The sequence below is a fragment of the Nostoc sp. DedQUE09 genome, from assembly GCF_034530915.1.
In the GTDB taxonomy this organism is placed as follows: domain Bacteria; phylum Cyanobacteriota; class Cyanobacteriia; order Cyanobacteriales; family Nostocaceae; genus Nostoc.
In genome coordinates this window covers 1-21,283 of record NZ_JAVRCE010000017.1, presented here as the reverse complement: position 1 = coordinate 21,283, position 21,283 = coordinate 1, and the positions used below count along the sequence as shown (strand labels likewise).

Here is a 21,283-nt window from a genome sequence, read left to right as displayed (position 1 = left end):
AAAGCTAGCTAAAAGCCTCACTTATTCAGTAAATACACTGAATAAGTGAGGCTTTTTAGTCCAAAAGGCACTATTGTAAATTGTGATTTTTAGAAATTCTTTAGCGATCGCTAAAGGATAAAAAGAAAAAACTACGGTTTTCAAAGTAGACGTGTTTTATCTAATTCTTCCGGTAACAAAACTTTTTCCGCTCCTCTGAAAAGAGGGTTAGGGAGCAATACTTTTCGGTTAACGGGGAAAGGGGAAAGGGAAAAGGTTTGAATTCACCTTTCCCCCTTGCCCTTTAACCTTTTCCCAGGCAAAAAGAGAGATTGTTAGGCTTATCCGAAAAGTATTGGGTTAGGGAGAAGTCGTAGAGAAGGAGTTGTTTTTGTGAGGTCTGTATTGGACTTAGCAGAGAAGCGCTATAGTCAAATTTGGACTAACATAACTGAGTGTTCGATCGCTTGCCTTGTCAAAGACTCATGACTAAAGTAACATCTCAAGAAATTGCACAGTTTCGCTCTCAATTGGCAGACGATCCTAGCGATATGGAAGCGCTGGATTTGATTGAAGACTGTGATGGAGATTTGGAAGATGCAGCGATGACGCTAGCTATCCGAGCAGGACAACAGCCAGAAAGAGCAAATTCCGAGTGGTTAGATGCCTTGGCTAGAAAATGGCGTGTGGTCATTTGCGAACAAGAATATCGAGAAGATTTGCTTAATACTTCTCTTGTGAAGATGATGGAACATCTAAAAACAACGCCGACATTTCCTAAGATTTTGGCAACGCCAGTTTTGCTATATGTCCTCAAGCAAGGCGTAAACAATTTTTGTGAGCCACTAGATTTGCTAAAATGATCGACCCGCATTTTAATCTCACGATTAAAACTGCGGCTACTGAACATAGATGCAAAACGGCTTCATAACCCTTAATAACCTTAGTCCGCGCAGGCGGACTACACAAACGCAGTGGGTAGTCCTTTTAGTGCTTTGGTGCAAGATGTGAGCCCAATACTTTTCGGATAAATCCAACAATCTCTCTTTTGGTCTGGGTAAAGGTTAATGGGTTTGCGGGTAAAGGTAAATATCAAACCCTTTCCCTTTCCCCTTTCCCCCTTAACCGAAAAGTATTGGATGTGAGCCTGCTAACTCTGATGTAAGTCTTGGAGTAATCCAGATGTGTCACTTCTAGTCATGCGAGGTTGAATAGACCAGGACTGATACGCTGTTAATTAAGGCAAAACTTCTATTAGACAAATTGTAAAATCAATGAATTACCTTGTTGCCGTATTACCAGACCGCATTCAAGCCGAAGCTGCTTACTTAGCTTTAGAAAAAGAAGGCATTAACAGCACTATTTTAGGGAGGGGGTATAAAACGGCCGACGAGTTTGGCTTAATTGACCCCAAAGAACAGGCTAAAAAGCAAGCAAAACAGATGGCAACCTGGCTGATACCATTTGGCTTTTTTGCAGGTTTTACATTCAGCCTGATTACTGGTTTAGATACTTTTGCTTGGGCGGGTGAAGTTGGCAATCACATTGTTGGCGGACTGCTGGGTGCTGCTAGTGGTGCAATGGGTGGTGTCTTTGTCGGTGGCGGAGTCGGTTTACTTGTAGGTGGTGGTGATGCTTTACCTTATCGCAACCGCTTAGATGCAGGTAAATATTTAGTCGCCGTTCAAGGTTCTGAAACTCTGACTCGCCAAGCAACCAAAATATTACGTCAGTTTGATCCAGAAAATATCCAAGGTTATGCCGACACAAATACTGTGTATTGAATAAATCATAGTTTACAGAACACGACACAGCGGCTTGAGTTACTTTCCTATTCTTGGGAGATGGCCTGAGCCGCTGCGATCGCAAACAAATCCCCAGTAGAAAGGCTAACCCAATCTGACAAGAACTGTAGAAATAGGAATTAAAGCTAGAATTAGGATAGTTATAGCAAATTAATTCTCAATTCATAACTCATAATTTTTAAGAATGTTGCCACGAGAAGAACTTTTAAAAGGTGTTGAAAATCGAGATAGTGTCGCTCGTGCAATCGATCAAGCAGAGCAAGCAATCAAAACTTGGGAAGTGGTTTTGACAGATTTTTTATCTCCCCCAGAATTGGCAGAAATTCAAAGGGTATTTAACCGATTAACAGAAGTGCAATTGGTAGCATGGGGTGGATATCCGCAAGCTGAACGCCAAAGAATAGCGATCGCTCGTTCGGAACTTCCCTTAGATCAATCTCAAGTCAGCCTTGTAGCCGTAGAAATTGCTGGTAATTTCCTGTTTGATACCGCCTCTCACCGCGACTTTTTAGGCGCAATGTTGGGGACGGGAATTGTTCGTGAAAAGACAGGAGATGTGATTGTCTTAGGAGAACGAGGGGCGCAGGCGATTGTTGCACCAGAGTTGGTGGAGTTTTTGTCAATGAGCCTCAAACAGGTGCGATCGGTTCCTGTGAAAACTCAACAGATTGAGCTAACTGAATTAAAGGTTCGGGAACCCAAGAAAAAAGAATTAACTACTGTGGAGGCTTCTTTAAGATTAGATGCGATCGCATCTGCTGGTTTTGGCATGTCCCGCAGCAAAATGGTTGATTTCATCGATGCTGGTGATGTCCGCGTCAATTGGAAGGAAGTTACCCAAGCTAGTTCTCAAGTCAAATCAGGCGACTTAATCGCCATTCGTTCTAAAGGACGTTTAGAAGTTGGGGAAATCGCCGTTACAAAAAAAGAGCGTTACCGAGTTCAATTAACAAGGTATATGTAATAAGTTAGGAGTGAGGAGTTTTAAATACATCAGTTTATTTAACTTTAAACTCCAAACTCCTAAATAGATACTTAATACTTAGGCTTTAAAGCGTTTTGCTAACATATTCAGTAGAAGTTTACGCGGTACAAGCCGAGATAATTTGCTTCTAATTTGAGTGGTACTATCAGAGCTAATAACAGTTGGATAGCCTTTTTCTAAAGCCTCTAAAGATTCCCAAACCACTTTTTCGGAAGAATAGACTTTATCTGTACTGCCTGCCAGCGCTGGAGGAAAATTAGCTTCTGCAAAAAAGTTTGTTTCTATTGGCCCTGGACAAGTGACTAAGATCCGGACACCATACTGATAATTTTCTGCCCATAATGCTTCACTAAAGCTGAGAATAAAAGCTTTACTAGCAGCATAAACAGAAAGGTATGGTATAGGTTGAAATGCCGTAATAGAGGATACGTTAATAATACTTCCAGAACGACGTTGCCGCATCAAGGGTAAAAATTTATGGGTTAAATCTACCAATGCTAAAATATTTAATTGTACGATTTTGACTTGTTTTTCTCCATCCCCTTCAGCAAAGTCGCCATAGGAACCAAAACCAGCATTATTGATTAATAAATCAATGTTTAATCCCTTTGCCTTTGTGGCATCAAATACACTAGCAGCTGCATTAGGTTCTGTAAGGTCTTTTACTACAACGTCTACTTGAATGTTGTGTTGTTCTTGTAGTTCTTTAGCTAATTTGCTTAGTTTGTCTTCAGAACGAGCAACGAGTACAAGATTTGTTTTGCGTGCAGCTAGTTCTTGAGCAAAGGCTTTACCAATACCACTAGAAGCACCAGTAATTAAAGCAGTTGGCATTCTACATATTTAGATAGTTTTTAAGCACTTATAAATTTTAGCTATGCTGAATATAAGTTTTAACTACCCAAAGTGATATATCCAAAAGGGTAAAAGCAGCACTTTGTACTATGAAATCTGAGTGAAGGCTTGCTCCACTCAAAATTTTACTTCCCTACAACTTGACTTTTTGAAACTATATTAATTCTCCCAATATACCGATATGGGAGATTCTTAAATCTTCTTCATCTGTATATTGAATAGACAAGTTGATTTTTTCTGGTAATTCTGCGTCCTTGCGCGACCATTCAAATACAAATTTAGAGTCCAAATGCTTAAGGTTAGAAAATATCTGCTTCCATTGGCTTCGGCGAATTCGATTTCCCCATCTTGATTGTAATTCTCTCGAATAGGCTTCCTGTTGATAAATAAAGAACTCAAATGGTCTTTCTTTTCTATCTCTGTGATCTAGTAAATCAATCAGATGAAACATAAAGCCATTCTCAGAAAGGCTACTTACAAGATTTTCTAAAAGTGGTACAACATCATCAACTGGGACATGCTCTAACACAGATTTGGAGAATATAAAATCTATTTTTTCTTGACTTGGCGGTTTTTCAGACAAATCAATTGGAGCAATGTATTCTATCCCCAAGTCTCGTAAGACTTCTACGGATAATTTTTTTAAGGAAAGCAGTTTTTTTAAACGTAAGTGGATAATTTCCCGATCTTCAAATGTAGATAGACTATCTAAGATACTCCAATCTACAGAATTACGCACAGCTTTAAAAATATTTTCGGGTTGTAATAACGGGCAAATATCTGTTGCATAAACCTTTTTTGCCCCAAGAAGGTAAAATACTAACGAATGAGTAAGTAACCATCCACTTCCAATTTCAAGACAAACTTTATCACGTAATACATATTTTTCTTTACCAGACTGAAGCAGATAGATAGCAACTTCATTAGCACAAATATCAAGCCTTTTGCCTGTAAGAGCTAGCTTACTGGAATGCGTTTTATTATATAAACCTTGATACACATTGGATGATCTAACCATCGATTTGATTCGTTCATCAAGGAGATTCCTTACTATATTTCTCATTTAATACACCTCTATTACTAAATGTAGTTTTAATATAATACAGCATTATTAACTGTACTAGTAAGATAATTTTATGTATGACATATAGCTATGTTCTATTAGACTATTGCACAAATGCAAAGTTTACCTGCGGTATCTTGCTACATCCCCCAAGCTCTTTTCCCAATTTTGGCAGAGGGATTTAGTAGGAGGGCTTTTGATTCATGTAATAAGTTTATTAAGTCATATCATGTCCGGTTAAAGACTTATCATTAAGACGGCAGGGGGTAGGGTGAAAGAGGGTTTCCTGGCTTTTGCACAGATGCAGGAATTATAACTAATTAAACGGACATGATATCAGATATTACAAATAATGATTTTCTCATGACGATTCAAATTCATTTTGAATTCTAATTACCATTTTTCAGACCAATAGATAATTTCTGACGTGGAACTATTAATTGCAACGCCGTAGCTATTTCCATGATTCCACTTAAAGCCAGGTCTACCTTTGTTATCTGTATTTAATACCAATATTTCATAAGTAGCTGGAAAAGATTCTGTAGGAGAGTCACTAGTATAAAAGAAAGTTGTCGGCACACCGTTAGGTTGATTTATGTGGTCGTTTGTGTTACCGCCTATATATTTGTGCTTGGCACTATTTCTGTATTGTGAAAGTAATTTTTCTATCTTTTTTGGTGGCTCTTTCAGTCTAATTTGAAAAAAACTACTTCCATGCAAAACTTTGGGAGAGTAAGCAATACGAACGTCTTTAGCATCAGGGGGAATCTCATTAGGAAAATGTTTGACTTGGTCATTTTCAGACCATAGTTGATTACGAATTTCTTTATAGCGTAATGTATTAGTTATGATTTTAGGCTCACTAGTACTGCTAAAAGTTGTTCTCAGAAAAAAGCTTGCCCCGACAATACTAAGACTAGCAAGGGCTAATAGAAATTGCGATCGCTTCATCAAGTTGGGTGTGTCTAACTTTCGTAGTCATATACCCAACTAATAAACTAAATTCGTACTATTGCGGATATCGAATCAGAGATATTAACAGAAACTTTGTGTATTCAGAGGAAAATTGGGATAATTGTAAAATTAATGTGAAGTTGGTCAATGATTACCTAGTCAAATACCGTAGGTAATCCTCATTGAGGCTAGTACTACCGTTTTAGCTAACGAAATCAATTCCACAGCTATACATTTTTTTTCAATTCTTCCTGATGCAGCAATAACTAAAGCGGATATATAAATAGTAGATGCACCTTAATTAAATCACAGCCTTCAGCTTTTAGTTGAGGGCTTTTTTTTATTGCTGATACTTTTTTATTCATTAATGAAATAAATTTGCTTAAAAGTCTAATTTTCCCGGATATAGCAATTAATAAAGTGGATTAATAAATGGTAGATGCACCTTAATTAAATTACAGCCCTCAGCTTTTAGTTGAAGGCTTTTTTATTGCTAATAATTTTTTGCAAAAAAAATAAACTTTATTAAAAGTCTAATTTGCCCGGATATGGCAATAAATAAAGCGGATTAATAAATGGTAGATGCACCCTAAGAAATTACAGCCCTCAGCCAAAAGCTGGAGGCTTTTATTATTTCAATATCGATGGCAGTAAACTAGGAGCTAACCACACTGCATAACCAATAAATCCAAACAGCAAGGTAATCAGAGCAGTAATGCCATAGCTGATGCAAATTAATAAACCGTCAGATTCGATGGTGGCAACAGTCAAAAGTAAAATACCGATAGTAGGGATAGGATTGGTAAACGGGATTGGTAATATTAGCAATACTGTTAATAAAGAGATACAAAACCCATTAATTCGCCAAACTAAAGGATTATGGGCTATTTTTGCTAATCGGGGACGGGCGATTTTCTGGAAAACTTTGGTGAGCCGTCCCAAATTTTGCAAAAGTAACTGGGCGAAGGAACGAGGAAATTTGTAGTTAGCGATTCTTTTCGGTAGCCAAGGCGATCGCCTTCCTAAAACCATTTGCACTGACAACAGTAGACAAGCACCACCAAATGGGCCAGTTAATCCCGGTGGCATAGGAAGCAAAAAAGGCAAAACTAATAATGTAATTACCAGACTAAAGCCCCGTTCTGAGGTTTCTGTCAGAATATCGCCTAGAGTCAGCGGTTGTTCAGCTAGGCGTTGCAACAGGGACTTTATATCTTGAGAAAATCTCAGATGCATTTGGCGTCAGTTGATGCGAGTTCCCACTTTGCAGTAAAGGAAGATGAGGGAGAATAACTTCTAAACCCTGCCAATTTTAGATTTTGAATTGAAGGAAAATCTAAAATCTAAAATTGAATGGCTCCTAACTCCTGCTTTCTGGGGGTACAAAAACAGCTATAGCTTTAGGTATAACCCGAAAATGAGCAGGTGTGTAGGTAGTAATTTCACCATCTGTATTGATAGGGCGAGGTTTGCGAGTATGTACCTCTATTTCTTGACCTTGAAGCGAGCGTACACTCTGCCAATGTATATGTCGCCCTCGTCGCATTGCGGGTAGTAATAATATAACCTGCCACCAGTGTTCAATCTCCAAGCTATAAAGGTCTAGCCTTTGATCGTCTATTGTGGCATCGTCAGCCACTGCCATACCACCACCGTAATAGCGACCGTTACCGACAGCAATTTGTACTGTTTTGACGCGAATCAATTCACCGTTGATGGCAATCTCTGCTGTAAAAGGTCTAGCTTCCAAAATCACTTGCAATGCAGTAGCAGCATAAGCAAATACTCCCCAACGGCGCTTAACTTCTTTGGTAAGCCGTTGGGTAATTTTTACACTCAATCCCATACTGGCAACGTTAAAAAAGTGCTTGCCATTCACACAACCCAAGTCGATGCGCTGTAAATGTCCATTTCCAATAATTTTGCAAGCTTCGTTCAAGGAATTTGGGATTCCTAAAGTTCTCGCTAGATCGTTGGCAGTTCCCAGAGGTAAAATTCCCAAAGGTAACTGAGTCTCAATTAAAGCATCTACTGCGGCATTGAGAGTGCCATCTCCTCCACCAATAATTACCAAGTCAATTTGATGCTTATAGCGAAGTATAACTTCAGCAAGATGTTTAGGATCTTCTGTAGACTCTTCAATTAAATCAAAGTCAAGTGTTTTGAGATATTGAATCGCTTCCGACAGACCCTTTTGCCCTTGGCGAGCATGACGATTTACTAACAGCAGTGCGCGGGAACTCATGGGTGGTACCTTGCGTTGTTGATATGTCCAATTATTCGCATCTATATATTCTGCTTGATGTTTACTATAAAAAAGTGTTTAGGCTGTGATGAAAGTTATTAACCATTTATTTTCCTAACACTTATTATATTGTGACTACTAATTTTTAATTTTTCTTTTTCTTTAGTTTAGCTTTACTAGCCTTCAGTGTGTTTATCTTTAACAAATATAATTATTACTCTTTAGCTAAATGAACTTTAGGTATTTTTATTTGTAAAATAGCAAGTTGCTCAAATATTACTATGCAAAACATAAGGGATATTTTTCATTCAAATAGATACATATACAGCAGATTGCAACTTTGTAAGGTATAGATTATTGTAAGGGCACAACAATAGACCTCTTGCAAAAATATATTTTTGCAAGAGAGGGAAAAGGAAAAAGGTTAAAGGGAAAGGATTTTGAGTTTCTTTACCCTTTTCCCCCGCCCCTTATCCCCAGAGGGGACCCCACCTTCCCCTTTACCCCGACAAATGCCAAGAAGTCTAATGTTGTGCCCTTACCTGTGTAAATCATTTATGTGAAAAATTCTGTATATAAAGCTTCTGTGTTTAATCCAAGACAGCACTAGTTGGTTGCTTAACTAGGGCAAATCCCGCAACGGATTAGCTCCCCTACTAGGTTGAGGAGTAAGATTCAAAGTCTCTTTGCTTTTAGTAAATCGTTATTACAATTATTTAATTTTTGGTTGAAAAAGCAATTATATCTGTGAACTTATGCTGTGACAGATTGAAAATTGTCTATGTTAAAGCGATCGCACCTTGGAAACGGCTTTTTTAGGTAAATCCCTATCTTCATTTGGAATTTTGCTTTTATGATTTTTTCGCGTCGGTGTCGCCACCAATAATTGCTTGAAACACATCACCTAGCAAAAAGAAAAACCCCGAAACTAATACTACAAGCATTAAACTCGCAAGACCCGCAAAGGGAGAGATGATAAACAAGATTAAAAGCCCAAACATCAAAATCTTTAGTAATGTCTTATTCATCTTTTTTGATATTGAATAATATGTGTATTCTCTACAAATAATCGATAAATCAACAATCTGTCACCTGCCCTCTGTTAGATTTTATCTGTGCGCGCTTACTTTTGTGGTCAAGGCGCTTTCTTTGAGAACTGCGAGTTGGTTTAGTGGGTTTACGTTTGATTGTCACCACAACTGCGCTTTGAATGAGTTCTTGAAGTCTTTTCAAGGCTGACTCACGATTGTTCTCTTGGCTTCGGTGTTCCTGGGCTTTAATTACCACTACTCCTTCTTGGTTAATGCGTCGATCGTTGAGCTTTAAAAGCTGTTGTTTGTAATAATCGGGTAATGATGAAGCCGCAATATCGAAGCGCAAGTGGATGGCGGTAGAAACCTTATTTACATTTTGGCCTCCTGCTCCTTGCGACCGAATTGCAGTAATTTCAATCTCAGTCTGTGGGATAATAACATTATTGGAAATTTGTAGCATTACTCACAAGGCAAAAGAAAAACTTGTAACTTTGGAATAAACTTTCTTTACTCGGTTTGTTCGGTTAAATCTATCATTACATCTGAGTCTTCGTTGTTGTTCAAATTCACCTCTAAAGTCTGTCCTTGGATTGTTACTTTATCGCCCGGTACTAGTCGCCGTCCCCGTCGAGTTTCCAGCATCCCGTTTACTTGGACATCACCACCTTGAATCATCAGTTTGGCTTGACCTCCAGTTGGCACTATACCCATCAACTTTAAAAATTGATTTAACTTAATTGTGTTGTCTCTAATTTTCTTCATAATAAATAAAGGTACATAATTTTAATTGTATCGTGGCCTTCTTAAGCTAAAGCGTAAATCTGTTACACCACATAATCAGCTAAGTACCGCATTTCATTAATTCGTAGCAAATTTAATTTGGCAATACTCTGCAATGGCACTGTGTTGGCAAAGATTTAACAAAGTCACGCTTTTACACAAAACTTTACTGAGAAATGTGAATTTACAGCAGTTTTCATTTAATTGAACTGTATATGTTGTACAAGGACAGCAATGCTTTACCTCTACTGTGTGGTGCATTTACCTGAAAATTGCTAATTTTATTAATTGGCTGTGGTGGAGTGACGCCGATAGCGAACGCGAGTGCGTCTGGTAGAAAAGCGTTAGCGAGTCCGCGATCGCGAGTGCGTCTCGTAGAGAGCGTCATAGCCAGTCGTAGATATCGCTCTAACAAAAAGTGTAATACCAGTTATTATCTATAATGTTGATCTACAAAGCTGCCAGATATGGGTTAAAAACCAGTCTGGAAAGTTCTTTTAGTGTGTTCAGGGGACTGGATCTATGATTAAGCTGGGTTTATTGGTACAGTCCCAAAATAACTCTTTGGGTATCGGAAAAGTTACGGAAATATCTGATACCAATGCGATCGTTGAGTATTTCTGCTCTATAGGCCAACGTCTCCAAAAAACTTTACCTTTAAGTACGCTCTCTGAAGTCAAGCTTGAACCCCAAGCTAGATGCTATATCAAGTTCCCAACTCAGGATAAATGGATAGTTGGCAGAGTTTTTATCTGGGATGAAGATACAGAAATGTATCAAATTGATTTACCAGATAAGAAAACTGCGATCGCATCTGTTGAAGACATTTACGTTCGTTGTAATCTACCAAATACAGACCCCATCCAAACTCTGGCGATGAAGGGTCACGAAACGCCTTACTTCCACGACAAAAGATTGGCTTTCGTGAAATCCTTGACTCAGCAACGCGCTGTAAGTCGCGGGATGACGGGACTGATTTCGGCAAATATTAATCTTTATCCTCACCAAGTTGAAGTAGTCAGGCGGGTACTGGAAGACCCAATTCAACGCTACTTGCTAGCAGATGAGGTGGGACTCGGAAAAACCATCGAAGCGGGTGCGATTCTCCGTCAATTCCTCCTCGATGAACCGAAAAAAGGTGCGGTGGTATTAGTTCCGCAATATTTGCTCAAACAATGGCGGACTGAGTTAGAAAACAAGTTTTACATCTCCCATTTTGGTAAACGGGTAGCGGTGCTGGCGGTTGAAGATATTCATAAAATCAACCTGAAAGCAAGGATAGGCTGCTTAATTTTAGATGAAGCTCATCACATCGCAGCAATGGCAACCTCTAAGGATGCAACAGTACGCCAGCGTTTTCAGACTTGCAAAGAACTTGCTCATAAAAGCGATCGCTTACTTTTATTATCTGCCACTCCTGTTCTCAATCACGAGCAGGATTTTCTGGCCATGTTGCACTTACTCGACCCAACAACCTATAAAATTGGTGATCTCGCAGGGTTCCGCGCCAAAGTTGAAAGTCGTCAGCAAATTGGTAAACTTCTGCTTTCTTTTAAAGAAGGTGTAGAACCAGAGGTTCTCAAAAGCAACTTGCAGCAATTGCGAAACCTCTTGGCTGAAGATAAGTATTTGCTGAAGCTGGCGGATGATTTAGAAAATTGTTTACAAGCAAATTCTACTGAGCAAGAGCAAATCGTCCAAGCGATTCGCGTCCATGTCAGCGATATCTATCGACTACATCGGCGAATGCTTCGCAACCGTCGCGCTGCCGTGGAAGACGTGATATTTGACCGCAACTTTACGCCCAAAGAAGAGTACGATTTAGACGAGCGATCGCTTGATATCCACGAACTTCTCAATCAATGGCGGAGTGTTGCTCCTGATGAAAAGCAATATCAGCGAGTTTTTCTGGTGTTATTCTTAGCTGCTGGCACTTGGTTAGGCATTTTAGAGCAGGTAATTACGGCGCGTTTAACTGCGAAACCTCATGCTAAACTCATCCAGGAGTTTAAAGAAGATGATGTTCGCCTATTAACTACAACCCCCAAATTCTCAGGGGAAGAAGAGATTCTCCAATCCTTACTAAAAATTGTTCGTCAACCTCAAGAGGACGGACAACGGACGGAAAATTTGAAAACAGTCCTGTTGAATCAGCTAGGTACTTATTTCAAAATTCCCACAAACGTTCGGAAGAATCAGAAGGAATTCATCACGAGAATACAGCAGAGAATCAAGAGACCAATTACTGGCGATATTCTGCCCAAATTTATTGTATTTACCAGTTTTGTGCAAACTTGTGGCGAAATTGTCCGGTATTTATCTGATACCTTTGGTGCAGATACAATAGCCAGCCATCAATTTGGAGAATCACCAGACAAAGTTGAAGAAGGCTTAAATCGGTTCAAGAATAACCCCAACTGCTTTATTTTAGTATGCGATCGCTCTGGAGAAGAAGGACGTAATCTCCAGTTTGCCGATTGGTTAATTCATTTTGACCTTCCTTGGTCGCCTAATCAATTAGAGCAGAGAATTGGTAGACTTGACCGCATTGGCAGCAAAATTGGCATCCAATCTAGTGCCTTGATTGGCCCTTACTTGGAAGATAGCCCTCACAATGCTTGGTATAAAGTATTAAAAGATGGTTTTGGTATTTTCCAACAATCAATTGCCAGTCTCCAGTTTTATGTTGATGAGAAACTTGCAGAATTAGAAACAGTTTTGTTTCAATCAGGTGCGCCTGGATTGTTAAAGATGGTTTCACCAATTCAAGAGCAAATTGAAGCGGAAATAGCCAAAATTAGTGAACAAAATGCTCTAGATGAAATTGATGCAAACGATGAAATTGCTACCGAGTATTTTCAAGAGCTAGATAATTACGATGCTCGTCATCTAGAAATGAAACGAGCAATTGAAGGCTGGATTTGCGACGCGCTGGGATTCAGAGGACTGAATAACCCAGATTCATCAGAGATGCGACGTTATCAACCAACAACGCGGACATTGGTGCCGATAAATGATTTACAAAACCGTTTTGCTGAGAGTTCCCTAGACCAATTTGGTACTTATAATCGCAGAGTAGCAAACCAAAATGCTGGTGTTAAACTCTTTCGAGTTGGCGAAGGATTTGTCGAAGCACTCTTAAACTATATCAATTGGGATGACCGAGGTGAAGCCTTTGCTCTGTGGCGCACTGATGCATCTTGGGACGCGAAAGAAGGGAAAGAGTGGTTCGGTTTCCAGTGCAATTATGTAGTCGAAGCAAATTTAAGAACTGCTAAACAAGTTTTACTAGATAACAAACTGGATAATTCTCAATTCAAAAACTTGCAGCGCCGCGTTGATGCTCTATTTCCGCCAATTATAGAAACTATCTATGTTGATGGTCGCAAGCAGCCAATCCGGGTTGTTGAGGATAAAGCTCTTTTAAGTATTCTGCAACGTCCATATAAAGATAAAAACAATAATCAAGGACGAGATTACAACCTAGCAAAAGAGCGCTTAGGAATTATTGACGATTTTGTTGACCCTAGTAAATGGCAAAATTTTTGCTATGAAATGCGTAACACTTCTTCAGAATTACTTGCCAATCGTCCTGATTTTATTGATTTATGTCAAAATTGTGCTAAAGTTGCCGAAAAGAAATTAGCCAATAGAGTAGAACAATTACGCCTACGTTTAAATCAGCAAAGTTGGGATAGCGCACTAGCTGAAGAAGTGAAGATAGAAACTGCTTTAAATGCAGCCATTCTAGATGGAATTCGCCAGCCGCTTCTGAGGCTTGATTCTGTAGGTTTTATTGTGGTATCGGGGCGATCGCTTGTGCAATTTGAGTGATATTATGTGCGATTAAATAGCTTTGGTAATTTTAATTGAGAGCTTGAGATCCCCGACTTCTTTAAAAAGTCGGGGATATTTTTGTTCGTTTCAAGTACAATACAGTTCAGTCAAGCATTTTTTCCTTCTCTTTGGGCTCTTTGCGCCTCTGTGGTAGCCTGCGGCAAACCGCTTCTCTACGAGACGCTGCGCGAATGCGTCTACGTTAAAAAAATTGATTTCACAAAGGGTTTTAGCCTTAACTGAACCGTATTGATCCATAAGTCACATTTTTCTTAACAATCTTGAAACGCTTGTTTGATAAGTATCTTGAACACTGAAGTTTCACACTTGACAAATTAGCTATTAGGATTGTCGCTAAAATTAGGTTTTTATTGAGAACGAATAAGGTTTAGAAAAAACGCGACTATTAGGCAGGGTGTAATCTATCGCAGTATCAAATAATTAACAAACAAAAGGAGAACCGATGACTGATAAAAAGGTCGTGCTAGTAACAGGAGCATCATCTGGATTTGGGCTGTTAACTGCTCAAAAGCTTGCTCAAGAGGGTTACTGGGTCTTCGGTACTAGTCGCAAGGAACATCCAACTGTACAAGATGTAGAAATGTTGACACTCGATGTTACCTCTGAGTCTTCAGTGCAATCCTGTATCAAACAGTTGCTCGCACAGACTGATCGCATTGATTTACTGATTAACAATGCTGGACAAATTCATGCCAGCATGATTGAAGAAACTTCTTTAGAACAAGCTAAGGAGGTTTTTGAAACCAACTTTTGGGGTGTTGTCCGGGTTAGCAATGCTGTTTTGCCAGTTATGAGACAGCAGCGTAGTGGGCATATTATTAATATCAGTTCAGTGGCGGGATTGATTGGCGCACCAGGCCAAGGTTTTTACAGTGCAAGTAAGTTTGCACTCGAAGGTTATAGTGAAGCATTGAGTGTGGAACTAGACCCTTTCAATATTAAAATATCTTTAATTGAGCCTGGTTACTTTAAGACCAACTTCAACCACGCCATGTTATCATCCACATTGAATTATGCTGATTACGACAATGTACGCGATGTGATTCGCTCAACTGTTAGTCAGGCAATTGCACAAGGCGACGAACCTGAAAAAGTCGCACAGGCGATTCTATTTGCTGCTCGTAGTCGGTTGCCACGATTACGCTATCGTGTTGGCAATGAGGCACAATGGTTGCCTCGCTTAAAAGCAATATTGCCAGATAACTTGTTTCGATTTGGTGCGCGCAAGCGGTTGAATTTACCATAAATCACAGCCAACTCAACAACGCCTGATATCACACGCTCAAAGAAGGTGCTAGGGCTAAAGTTTTTGTCAAATCGGTAAGCAGAACGCGATCGCAGAGGTTAAACAATTCTGCCTCAGTAGAAGTGTGTCGCATCAACCGTAAAAAATCACCTTCGGTGTCAACACTCAGAGCAATGTAGTTGAGGAACATTTTCAGGTAGCCTACGCGCGATCGCTCTGGCATAGATGCTGCTGTGGGGGTTTGCCATAAACGATCAATATAGTTGCGTACTTCTGCTAAAGGAACGGGCGCGATCGGTTCTCTTCGCAAAGCTTGCCGAATTTGATTAAAAAGCCAAGGATTCCCGATCGCCCAGCGTCCTACCATCACACCCGCCGCACCCGTTTGAGAAAGCACTTCAACAGCAGTTGTCGCCGAGTTAATATTGCCATTAGCAAGCACTGGACAATGGACTCGTCTAACTGCTTGGGCGATCAAATCATATTTCACTGCCCCGTGGTACATATCTTTCACCGTGCGGCCATGCAAAGAGAGCAAATCAATGCTGTGGCGATTGATTATATCTAGAATTTTGTAAAAATTATCTGTATTTTCAAAGCCTACACGCATCTTGACGGTCAAAGGTCGATTATTGACTGCCTGCCGCAATTCTCCCAAAATCCGATCCACTTTTTCTGGTAAGAGCAGCAATCCACCCCCAACATTTTTGCGATAGATTCTAGGTGCGGGACAGCCCATGTTCAAGTCAACTCCAGCGATATTATAGTTGCAGAGTTCCTTTGCTGTTCTTACTAAGTCTGGAATACTTTCGCCAATCATTTGCGCAAAAACGGGGCGACCTGTATCGTTTTCGGTGATTGCTGCCAGAATGCTACGATTGAGCCGTGAGGTATCATTGACGCGGAAATATTCGGTGAAAAAGTAGTCAGGGCTGCCGTAGTGGGCAATCACCTTCATAAACCAGAGGTTTGTCACATCCTGCATGGGCGCAAGAGCGGTGAGGGGTAAGTGTGGATAGAGCGATTGGGGGAGCGGTACCTGGGGCATAAAGATGAAGAGCGATCGACAAAGCTCACTGTTAAGTTATAAGTAGCTAGACGTAAATCAATTAAAGTTTGTAGTGTTCGCATAGTGTCTCGTAGAGAGGACTTTAGTCCTAATTATCGTTGCTTTGAGCGATGAATCGCTCACTACAAACTAGGAGTTTATTAGTAATCCTATTCAACAATTTTTTTATCAAAACTAACTAATAGTTCGCTTTCGTGACTTGGCGGGGTAAAGGGGAAGGTGGGGCCCCCTCTGGGGATAAGGGGCAGGGGGAATGGGTAAAAGGTTTAAATCCCTTACCCTTTTCCCTTTCCCCTTTCCCCAGTCCTCACTTAGCATTTTTGGGTTGGCAGACTACTAATACCACAAGCTGCTAGTTTTACAGCTAAAGCATCTGGGTAGCGCCACGGTTGAGAACCACCAATCCAAATACGTGAGGGTAAATGATCGATTGGTACTTTGAGACTAAAATTGAATTCTGAATTTGCATAACTAGAATTGTATATATGCCAACCAACTTGATTACAAAAAATTCCATAGTCTCCATTCACGTTTTTGTAGATAAGTGTCTGTACGCTAAAACCAAAGCGTTTATGACTGTAATTCACCCATAAAAGGTCAATAGTCTGCAAATCTTGACAGGGAACTTTCTCAAGATCGCTACTAAATATATAGCTACCTTTAGGCTTTGCTAGTGCTTGACATATTAGTTCCCAAGTTTCTTTATCTGCTGATTGCCATTTTCCTTTTGCTAATAAACCACGCAAATGTGTATAATCAATAGTATTTACTGTACGATAATTAGAAATATTTAGCAATTTCTTTGGTTGTTGCTCCAGTATCTGTAAAAGTTCTGTTGCAGATTGGAAGCGTTGCAAAACGGCATTTTGTAAAAGTTTATCTAAGATTTCACAGAGGTAAACGCTAACAGTATTGAATGCTTATAAATGTTCTTGCCATACCCAGCGATCGCTAGCAATATCGAACAAATCAAAGGGAGAAACATCAGTAAGTAAATAAATACATGTTAGTCTATTTACTGAAGGCGTGATGCTGCGTCAGCGTAGCCCATTGCAGACATCGCTCTTTCTGTGTATTAGGGTTGGTAGTACTTCGACAAAACTTGATGGAAGTGAGAAATTCCATATTCAATGTCTGCAAGCTGAAGTACACCATAAGCTTTGGAGTGAACACTTGCTTGTAGCGATCGCACCACCCCAAAGTCTTCATTTAACACCCGCTCAAATTCAGGTCGAAATTCATCCTGCTTATAAGGAAATGCTTCAATCTGTGCTTTTGTTTGATAAACAAAAACCTCAAATTTAGTTCTTGTGGGAGATAAAGGAGTCAGCCGAAAAACTGAAACTTTGTCTTTTGCGGTATTAATCATCATATTGGGAAAGATGAAGCCCTGGTAATAGCTTCCGTAATTTGATAAATCTTGAGTAAGCATACTGAAAACAACTAAATAATTAAATTATTTACTATTAGTGTTTCACCAAAAATATTCTAAATTATGACTATTCCAATGATTAAATAATCGTAAATATACTATTTACTCAATTAATTTCAATACCAATTAATTGAGTAACTGTAAACAGGGAGATTACCTATTATTTATTGCATTCTTAATTAAACACAACATTGTTTTGATAGTCCGAAGTTGCTCATGGGTAATCTAGGTGTAAGCAAAGACCTGTGCCAATCAAGATTTACCACTCATGAAGATACATCCATCTAACAAAGTCCGTGCATTTTCATTACAGCTTGTTCTGGTCGTTCCTTTCGTATTGCAAGTTTTTGGCATTGTGGGGCTAGTCGGGTATCTGTCATATAAAAATGGCCAGAAAGCGGTGAACAATCTAGCGGATCAGTTGATGGAACGAACCAGTGGTGAGGTAAATCAACATTTAGATGCTTACCTGTCGATTCCTCATAAAGTTATCCAGTTAAATGCGGATGCAATTCGCATGGGATTGCTGAATGTGCGGGAGCGTCTCAAGGTTGGCAAGTACTTCTGGCACCAAATGCAAGTCTATGACCTAACCTTTATCAGCTTGAACCTAGCAACTGGGGAAGGAACTGGAGCCGGCCGTTACGATGGCAAAACGGTGACAATCGATGATAATGCAATCAAAACGCCAAGCCGGCCAAAAAATACGAAAACTTACTTAACAGATAATGATGGCAACCCAACCCAAGTGATGACGACCAGTACTTGGGATACCGTCAATGAACTTGCCTATACTGAACCTGTGAAAGCGGGGAAACCTATCTGGGTTCGCATTTATACTTATTACGATCCTGCTTATCCCCCTTATATTGTGGCATCGGCAGGTCGTCCGATTTATGATGCCAGCAAAAAACTGATTGGTGTTGTAGGGGCTGAAATTCACCTGTTGAAACTCAGTGAATTTTTACAGAAATTAAATGTCAGCAGTTTCGGACAGGTTTTTATTATGGAGCGTGATGGTATGTTGGTTGCCAATTCTGCTCAAGAAAAGCCTTTTACCGTAGTCAATAACGAAATTAAACGCCTTAAAGCGATCGACAGCCCCAATCCGATGCTACAAAGCATTGCCAAGCAGCTTCAGCAGAACATTCCAGATTTTCAGTCCATTACCAATACCCAAAAACTGAAAGTTAATGTTCAAGGAGAAAATTTCTACGTGCATGTTGTACCTTGGCGTGACCAAAATGGTTTGGACTGGTTAGTAGTAGTTGGTATTCCGGAAAAAACTTACATATCGCAAATCCATGCCAACACCCAAATTAGTATTCTGCTGTGTTTTGGGGCACTGATAGTAGCAACGACGATTGGCATATTTACCTCGCGTCGGATTGCAGATCCGATCTTGCGTTTGAATCAGACTACCCAAGCAATAGCATTTGGTGATTTAGAACAGACACTTCCAGAGGGGAATATCCATGAACTTAACACTCTTGCTCACTCTTTTAATCACATGGCAGGGCAATTGCGCGAATCCTTTATTGCTTTAGAAAACAGTAATGCCGAACTAGAAGCGCGAGTTGAAGAACGAACTGTTGAACTCAAAACAGCCATGAGTGAATTGCAGCGTACCCAAGCACAAGTACTCCAAAGTGAAAAAATGTCTAGCCTGGGCCAACTAGTAGCAGGTATTGCCCATGAAATCAATAACCCAGTTAACTTTATTCATGGCAATATTACTCACTTGGATGAATATACTCAAAACTTGTTACAGATGATTTATCTCTACCAAGAACGCTATTCTAGTCATGACCCAGAAATTCAAGCCTTAGCAGAGGAAATCGATCTAGAATTTCTCATTGAAGATTTACAAAAGATACTGCCTTCAATGAAAATGGGGACTGAGAGGATTCGTAACATTGTGCGATCGCTGCGGAATTTTTCGCGTATGGATGAAGCGGAATTTAAGGCAGTTGATATTCATGAAGGCATCGAAAGTACACTTTTAATTCTGCAACATCGCCTTAAAGATAAACCAGACCGTCCAGCAATTGAAGTTGTTAAAAATTATGGCAACTTGCCGCAAGTGGAATGCTATCCTGGTCAACTCAACCAAGTATTGATGAATATTCTGGTAAATGCAATGGATGCTCTTGATGAGTTAGATATCAAGCGTACCTCTCAACAGATAGAGGAAAATCCCAGTCAAATTACTATCCGCACTTCAGTAGTTGATTCACAATCAATAGAAATTGCGATCGCTGATAACGCACAAGGAATGCCAGAATCGGTTCAAAACCGGATCTTCGATCCATTTTTCACTACCAAACCTGTAGGTAAAGGAACAGGCATGGGTATGGCAATCAGCTACCAAATCATTACGGAAAAGCATGGTGGTAGATTGCAATGTTTTTCTAGCCTTGGGCAAGGCACTAATTTCATAATTCAAGTGCCTATCCGCCAAAAAGCTCCTGAACCCGTCCTCAAAGTATAGAGCGATCGCATCATTTATTGGAATTGTTAAACCAATGTTATTTGGCTCAATTGATGATACGCCCTATAAACAATTCTCAAAGAAGACTTTCATACTAAGGTATTGTGTTTGAGTTGACATCTGAAGCACTGAAACAATATCAGGAATACAATTATCAAATTCTTCCTCTGCTGCCAACGTCTCCAAAGCTTCCTCTTCTTACACAGCAATGGAATATTTTTCTATTACCTTCCCTCTATCAAAAATCTATCTCTATCTCACTGCTTTTATCCTTCAACAGTTAGAAGCAGCGAATTTCGCTCCATGCAAAGCTATGAAGGCAAGTTCTCATACTGTGGCAAAAGGATAAATTTGTGGATATTAGCAGACGAAATTTACTGAAGGTAGTTTCTGCTTCTGGTTTAGGTGGAGCTGGGGTATTTGCTTTACAAGGTTTAACCAAACAAGTTTTAGCGCAAAATCAGTCTACCCCACTCCAGATTAAAAAAGGGGAAATGCTCTACAGGCAACTAGGACGCACTAAAGAACAAATATCTGTAATTGGTCTAGGTGGTCATCATATTGGTAGACCAAAAGATGAACAAGAGGGTATTGAGCTGATCCGTACTGCTCTTGATCGCGGGATTAATTTTATGGACAATAGCTGGGATTACCATAATGGAGATAGCGAAATTCGCATGGGTAAAGCTCTCCAAAATGGTTATCGTCAAAAAGCTTTTCTGATGACTAAAATCGATGGTCGCACAAAGGCGGCGGCTGCTAAACAAATTGATGAATCTTTAAAACGTTTGCAAACAGACCATATTGATTTATTGCAGCATCATGAAGTTATTCGCATGGAAGACCCAGACCGGATTTTTGCCCCTGGTGGTGCGATGGAAGCAGTTGTAGAAGCACAAAAAGCTGGCAAGATTCGCTACATAGGCTTTACTGGACATAAAGACCCTTTAGTACACCTGAGAATGTTGGAAGTTGGCAATCAAAACAACTTCCGTTTTGATGCAGTGCAGATGCCGTTAAATGTTATGGATGCCCATTTCCGCAGTTTTGAGAGGCAAGTTTTACCCAGACTGGTTAAAGACGGAATTGCTGTACTGGGGATGAAATCAATGGGCGACCAAAACATTCTCAAAAGCAATGTGGTCAAACCGATCGAATGTCTGCATTACGCGATGAATCTGCCAACTTCAACGGTGATTACAGGCATTGAAAGTATGCCCATCTTAAACCAGGCTTTCGAGGCAGTACGTACTTTTACACCCATGAGTAAGGAACAAGTTAGAGCATTACTGAATCGGACTCGCCAAGCTGCTCTCAAAGGTCAGTATGAACTATTTAAAACCACTAACCAATTTGATAGTACAGCCAAAAATCCTGAGTGGTTAGGATAAGTTTTAGCTAGAGCGTGTTTGAAAAGGCGTTGCATAATATAGCTGAGTGCTGAGTGCTGAGTGCTGAGTGCTGAGTGCTGAGTGCTAAGTGCTGAG

19 protein-coding genes are annotated in these 21,283 nt (G+C 39.9%); 7 read left to right on the top strand and 12 right to left on the bottom strand.

The window, feature by feature from the left end; genetic code table 11:
- Positions 1 to 464 precede the first annotated feature (464 nt).
- The 3 genes from RMY27_RS13390 to RMY27_RS13380 all read left to right on the top strand — a co-directional run bounded on the left by RMY27_RS13390 (position 465) and on the right by RMY27_RS13380 (position 2,748).
- Positions 465 to 842, top strand: coding sequence for a hypothetical protein (locus RMY27_RS13390; protein ID WP_292775463.1), 378 nt, complete (start codon positions 465 to 467; stop codon positions 840 to 842).
- A 411-nt stretch (positions 843 to 1,253) separates the two neighbouring features.
- On the top strand, positions 1,254 to 1,763 hold the full coding sequence (locus RMY27_RS13385; protein WP_322663882.1) for a hypothetical protein: 510 nt from the start codon (positions 1,254 to 1,256) through the stop codon (positions 1,761 to 1,763).
- A 205-nt stretch (positions 1,764 to 1,968) separates the two neighbouring features.
- A complete protein-coding gene (locus RMY27_RS13380) occupies positions 1,969 to 2,748 on the top strand; it encodes a photosystem II S4 domain protein (protein ID WP_104909074.1) in 780 nt (259 codons plus the stop codon).
- 78 nt (positions 2,749 to 2,826) lie between these two features.
- On the opposite strand, the gene RMY27_RS13375 is transcribed toward RMY27_RS13380, so the two are convergent.
- The 9 genes from RMY27_RS13375 to RMY27_RS13335 form a co-directional block, all read right to left on the bottom strand.
- Entirely contained in the window at positions 2,827 to 3,603 is a 777-nt protein-coding gene (locus RMY27_RS13375) for an SDR family oxidoreductase (RefSeq protein WP_322663881.1), read from the bottom strand.
- Between the two features lie 175 nt (positions 3,604 to 3,778).
- Positions 3,779 to 4,687 (bottom strand): hypothetical protein, encoded by a 909-nt coding sequence (locus RMY27_RS13370; RefSeq protein ID WP_322663880.1) that lies wholly within the window; start codon positions 4,685 to 4,687, stop codon positions 3,779 to 3,781.
- 393 nt (positions 4,688 to 5,080) lie between these two features.
- On the bottom strand, positions 5,081 to 5,638 hold the full coding sequence (locus tag RMY27_RS13365; RefSeq protein ID WP_322663879.1) for a hypothetical protein: 558 nt from the start codon (positions 5,636 to 5,638) through the stop codon (positions 5,081 to 5,083).
- A gap of 633 nt (positions 5,639 to 6,271) precedes the next feature.
- Positions 6,272 to 6,877, bottom strand: a complete 606-nt coding sequence (locus tag RMY27_RS13360; protein ID WP_322663877.1) for an exopolysaccharide biosynthesis protein — start codon at positions 6,875 to 6,877, stop codon at positions 6,272 to 6,274.
- A 124-nt stretch (positions 6,878 to 7,001) separates the two neighbouring features.
- Positions 7,002 to 7,886 (bottom strand): lipid kinase, encoded by an 885-nt coding sequence (locus RMY27_RS13355; protein WP_322663875.1) that lies wholly within the window; start codon positions 7,884 to 7,886, stop codon positions 7,002 to 7,004.
- Between the two features lie 851 nt (positions 7,887 to 8,737).
- Positions 8,738 to 8,914: a hypothetical protein gene (locus RMY27_RS13350; protein ID WP_322663873.1), complete on the bottom strand. Its 177-nt coding sequence runs from the start codon at positions 8,912 to 8,914 to the stop codon at positions 8,738 to 8,740.
- A 49-nt stretch (positions 8,915 to 8,963) separates the two neighbouring features.
- Positions 8,964 to 9,380 carry an alternative ribosome rescue aminoacyl-tRNA hydrolase ArfB gene (gene arfB / locus RMY27_RS13345; RefSeq protein ID WP_292732951.1) on the bottom strand — a complete coding sequence of 139 codons (417 nt, stop codon included), beginning with the start codon at positions 9,378 to 9,380 and terminating at the stop codon, positions 8,964 to 8,966.
- A 47-nt stretch (positions 9,381 to 9,427) separates the two neighbouring features.
- Positions 9,428 to 9,682 (bottom strand): RNA-binding S4 domain-containing protein, encoded by a 255-nt coding sequence (locus RMY27_RS13340; protein ID WP_322663870.1) that lies wholly within the window; start codon positions 9,680 to 9,682, stop codon positions 9,428 to 9,430.
- Between the two features lie 214 nt (positions 9,683 to 9,896).
- The gene (locus RMY27_RS13335) at positions 9,897 to 10,088 is read right to left on the bottom strand and encodes a hypothetical protein (RefSeq protein WP_322663869.1); all 192 of its coding nucleotides are present in this window, start codon (positions 10,086 to 10,088) and stop codon (positions 9,897 to 9,899) included.
- 134 nt (positions 10,089 to 10,222) lie between these two features.
- On the opposite strand from RMY27_RS13335, the gene dpdE reads away from it, so the two are divergent.
- Both dpdE and RMY27_RS13325 read left to right on the top strand, forming a co-directional pair.
- Positions 10,223 to 13,534, top strand: a complete 3,312-nt coding sequence (dpdE, locus tag RMY27_RS13330) for a protein DpdE (RefSeq protein ID WP_322663867.1) — start codon at positions 10,223 to 10,225, stop codon at positions 13,532 to 13,534.
- 466 nt (positions 13,535 to 14,000) lie between these two features.
- Positions 14,001 to 14,804: an SDR family NAD(P)-dependent oxidoreductase gene (locus RMY27_RS13325; protein ID WP_322663865.1), complete on the top strand. Its 804-nt coding sequence runs from the start codon at positions 14,001 to 14,003 to the stop codon at positions 14,802 to 14,804.
- 28 nt (positions 14,805 to 14,832) lie between these two features.
- On the opposite strand, the gene RMY27_RS13320 is transcribed toward RMY27_RS13325, so the two are convergent.
- The 3 genes from RMY27_RS13320 to RMY27_RS13310 form a co-directional block, all read right to left on the bottom strand.
- Entirely contained in the window at positions 14,833 to 15,852 is a 1,020-nt protein-coding gene (locus RMY27_RS13320; protein WP_322663863.1) for a tRNA-dihydrouridine synthase family protein, read from the bottom strand.
- Between the two features lie 332 nt (positions 15,853 to 16,184).
- Positions 16,185 to 16,730: a GUN4 domain-containing protein gene (locus RMY27_RS13315; RefSeq protein WP_322663861.1), complete on the bottom strand. Its 546-nt coding sequence runs from the start codon at positions 16,728 to 16,730 to the stop codon at positions 16,185 to 16,187.
- Positions 16,731 to 16,948: 218 nt separating this feature from the next.
- Complete coding sequence (locus RMY27_RS13310; RefSeq protein WP_322663859.1) at positions 16,949 to 17,305, bottom strand: RHO alpha subunit C-terminal catalytic domain-containing protein; 357 nt, start codon at positions 17,303 to 17,305, stop codon at positions 16,949 to 16,951.
- Between the two features lie 268 nt (positions 17,306 to 17,573).
- On the opposite strand from RMY27_RS13310, the gene RMY27_RS13305 reads away from it, so the two are divergent.
- Positions 17,574 to 19,796: a sensor histidine kinase gene (locus RMY27_RS13305; protein ID WP_322663857.1), complete on the top strand. Its 2,223-nt coding sequence runs from the start codon at positions 17,574 to 17,576 to the stop codon at positions 19,794 to 19,796.
- A gap of 353 nt (positions 19,797 to 20,149) precedes the next feature.
- On the top strand, positions 20,150 to 21,187 hold the full coding sequence (locus RMY27_RS13300; RefSeq protein WP_322663855.1) for an aldo/keto reductase: 1,038 nt from the start codon (positions 20,150 to 20,152) through the stop codon (positions 21,185 to 21,187).
- The last annotated feature ends 96 nt before the right edge of the window (positions 21,188 to 21,283 follow it).

What these genes read in the sequence shown, in the direction of transcription:
- RMY27_RS13390 (WP_292775463.1), top strand. Translation starts at nt 465, where the DNA reads ATGACTAAAGTAACATCTCAAGAAATTGCACAGTTTCGCTCTCAATTG.
- RMY27_RS13385 (WP_322663882.1), top strand. Translation starts at nt 1,254, where the DNA reads ATGAATTACCTTGTTGCCGTATTACCAGACCGCATTCAAGCCGAAGCT.
- RMY27_RS13380 (WP_104909074.1), top strand. Translation starts at nt 1,969, where the DNA reads ATGTTGCCACGAGAAGAACTTTTAAAAGGTGTTGAAAATCGAGATAGT.
- RMY27_RS13375 (WP_322663881.1), bottom strand. Translation starts at nt 3,603, where the DNA reads ATGCCAACTGCTTTAATTACTGGTGCTTCTAGTGGTATTGGTAAAGCC.
- RMY27_RS13370 (WP_322663880.1), bottom strand. Translation starts at nt 4,687, where the DNA reads ATGAGAAATATAGTAAGGAATCTCCTTGATGAACGAATCAAATCGATG.
- RMY27_RS13365 (WP_322663879.1), bottom strand. Translation starts at nt 5,638, where the DNA reads ATGAAGCGATCGCAATTTCTATTAGCCCTTGCTAGTCTTAGTATTGTC.
- RMY27_RS13360 (WP_322663877.1), bottom strand. Translation starts at nt 6,877, where the DNA reads ATGCATCTGAGATTTTCTCAAGATATAAAGTCCCTGTTGCAACGCCTA.
- RMY27_RS13355 (WP_322663875.1), bottom strand. Translation starts at nt 7,886, where the DNA reads ATGAGTTCCCGCGCACTGCTGTTAGTAAATCGTCATGCTCGCCAAGGG.
- RMY27_RS13350 (WP_322663873.1), bottom strand. Translation starts at nt 8,914, where the DNA reads ATGAATAAGACATTACTAAAGATTTTGATGTTTGGGCTTTTAATCTTG.
- arfB (WP_292732951.1), bottom strand. Translation starts at nt 9,380, where the DNA reads ATGCTACAAATTTCCAATAATGTTATTATCCCACAGACTGAGATTGAA.
- RMY27_RS13340 (WP_322663870.1), bottom strand. Translation starts at nt 9,682, where the DNA reads ATGAAGAAAATTAGAGACAACACAATTAAGTTAAATCAATTTTTAAAG.
- RMY27_RS13335 (WP_322663869.1), bottom strand. Translation starts at nt 10,088, where the DNA reads ATGACGCTCTCTACGAGACGCACTCGCGATCGCGGACTCGCTAACGCT.
- dpdE (WP_322663867.1), top strand. Translation starts at nt 10,223, where the DNA reads ATGATTAAGCTGGGTTTATTGGTACAGTCCCAAAATAACTCTTTGGGT.
- RMY27_RS13325 (WP_322663865.1), top strand. Translation starts at nt 14,001, where the DNA reads ATGACTGATAAAAAGGTCGTGCTAGTAACAGGAGCATCATCTGGATTT.
- RMY27_RS13320 (WP_322663863.1), bottom strand. Translation starts at nt 15,852, where the DNA reads ATGCCCCAGGTACCGCTCCCCCAATCGCTCTATCCACACTTACCCCTC.
- RMY27_RS13310 (WP_322663859.1), bottom strand. Translation starts at nt 17,305, where the DNA reads ATGCTTACTCAAGATTTATCAAATTACGGAAGCTATTACCAGGGCTTC.
- RMY27_RS13305 (WP_322663857.1), top strand. Translation starts at nt 17,574, where the DNA reads ATGAAGATACATCCATCTAACAAAGTCCGTGCATTTTCATTACAGCTT.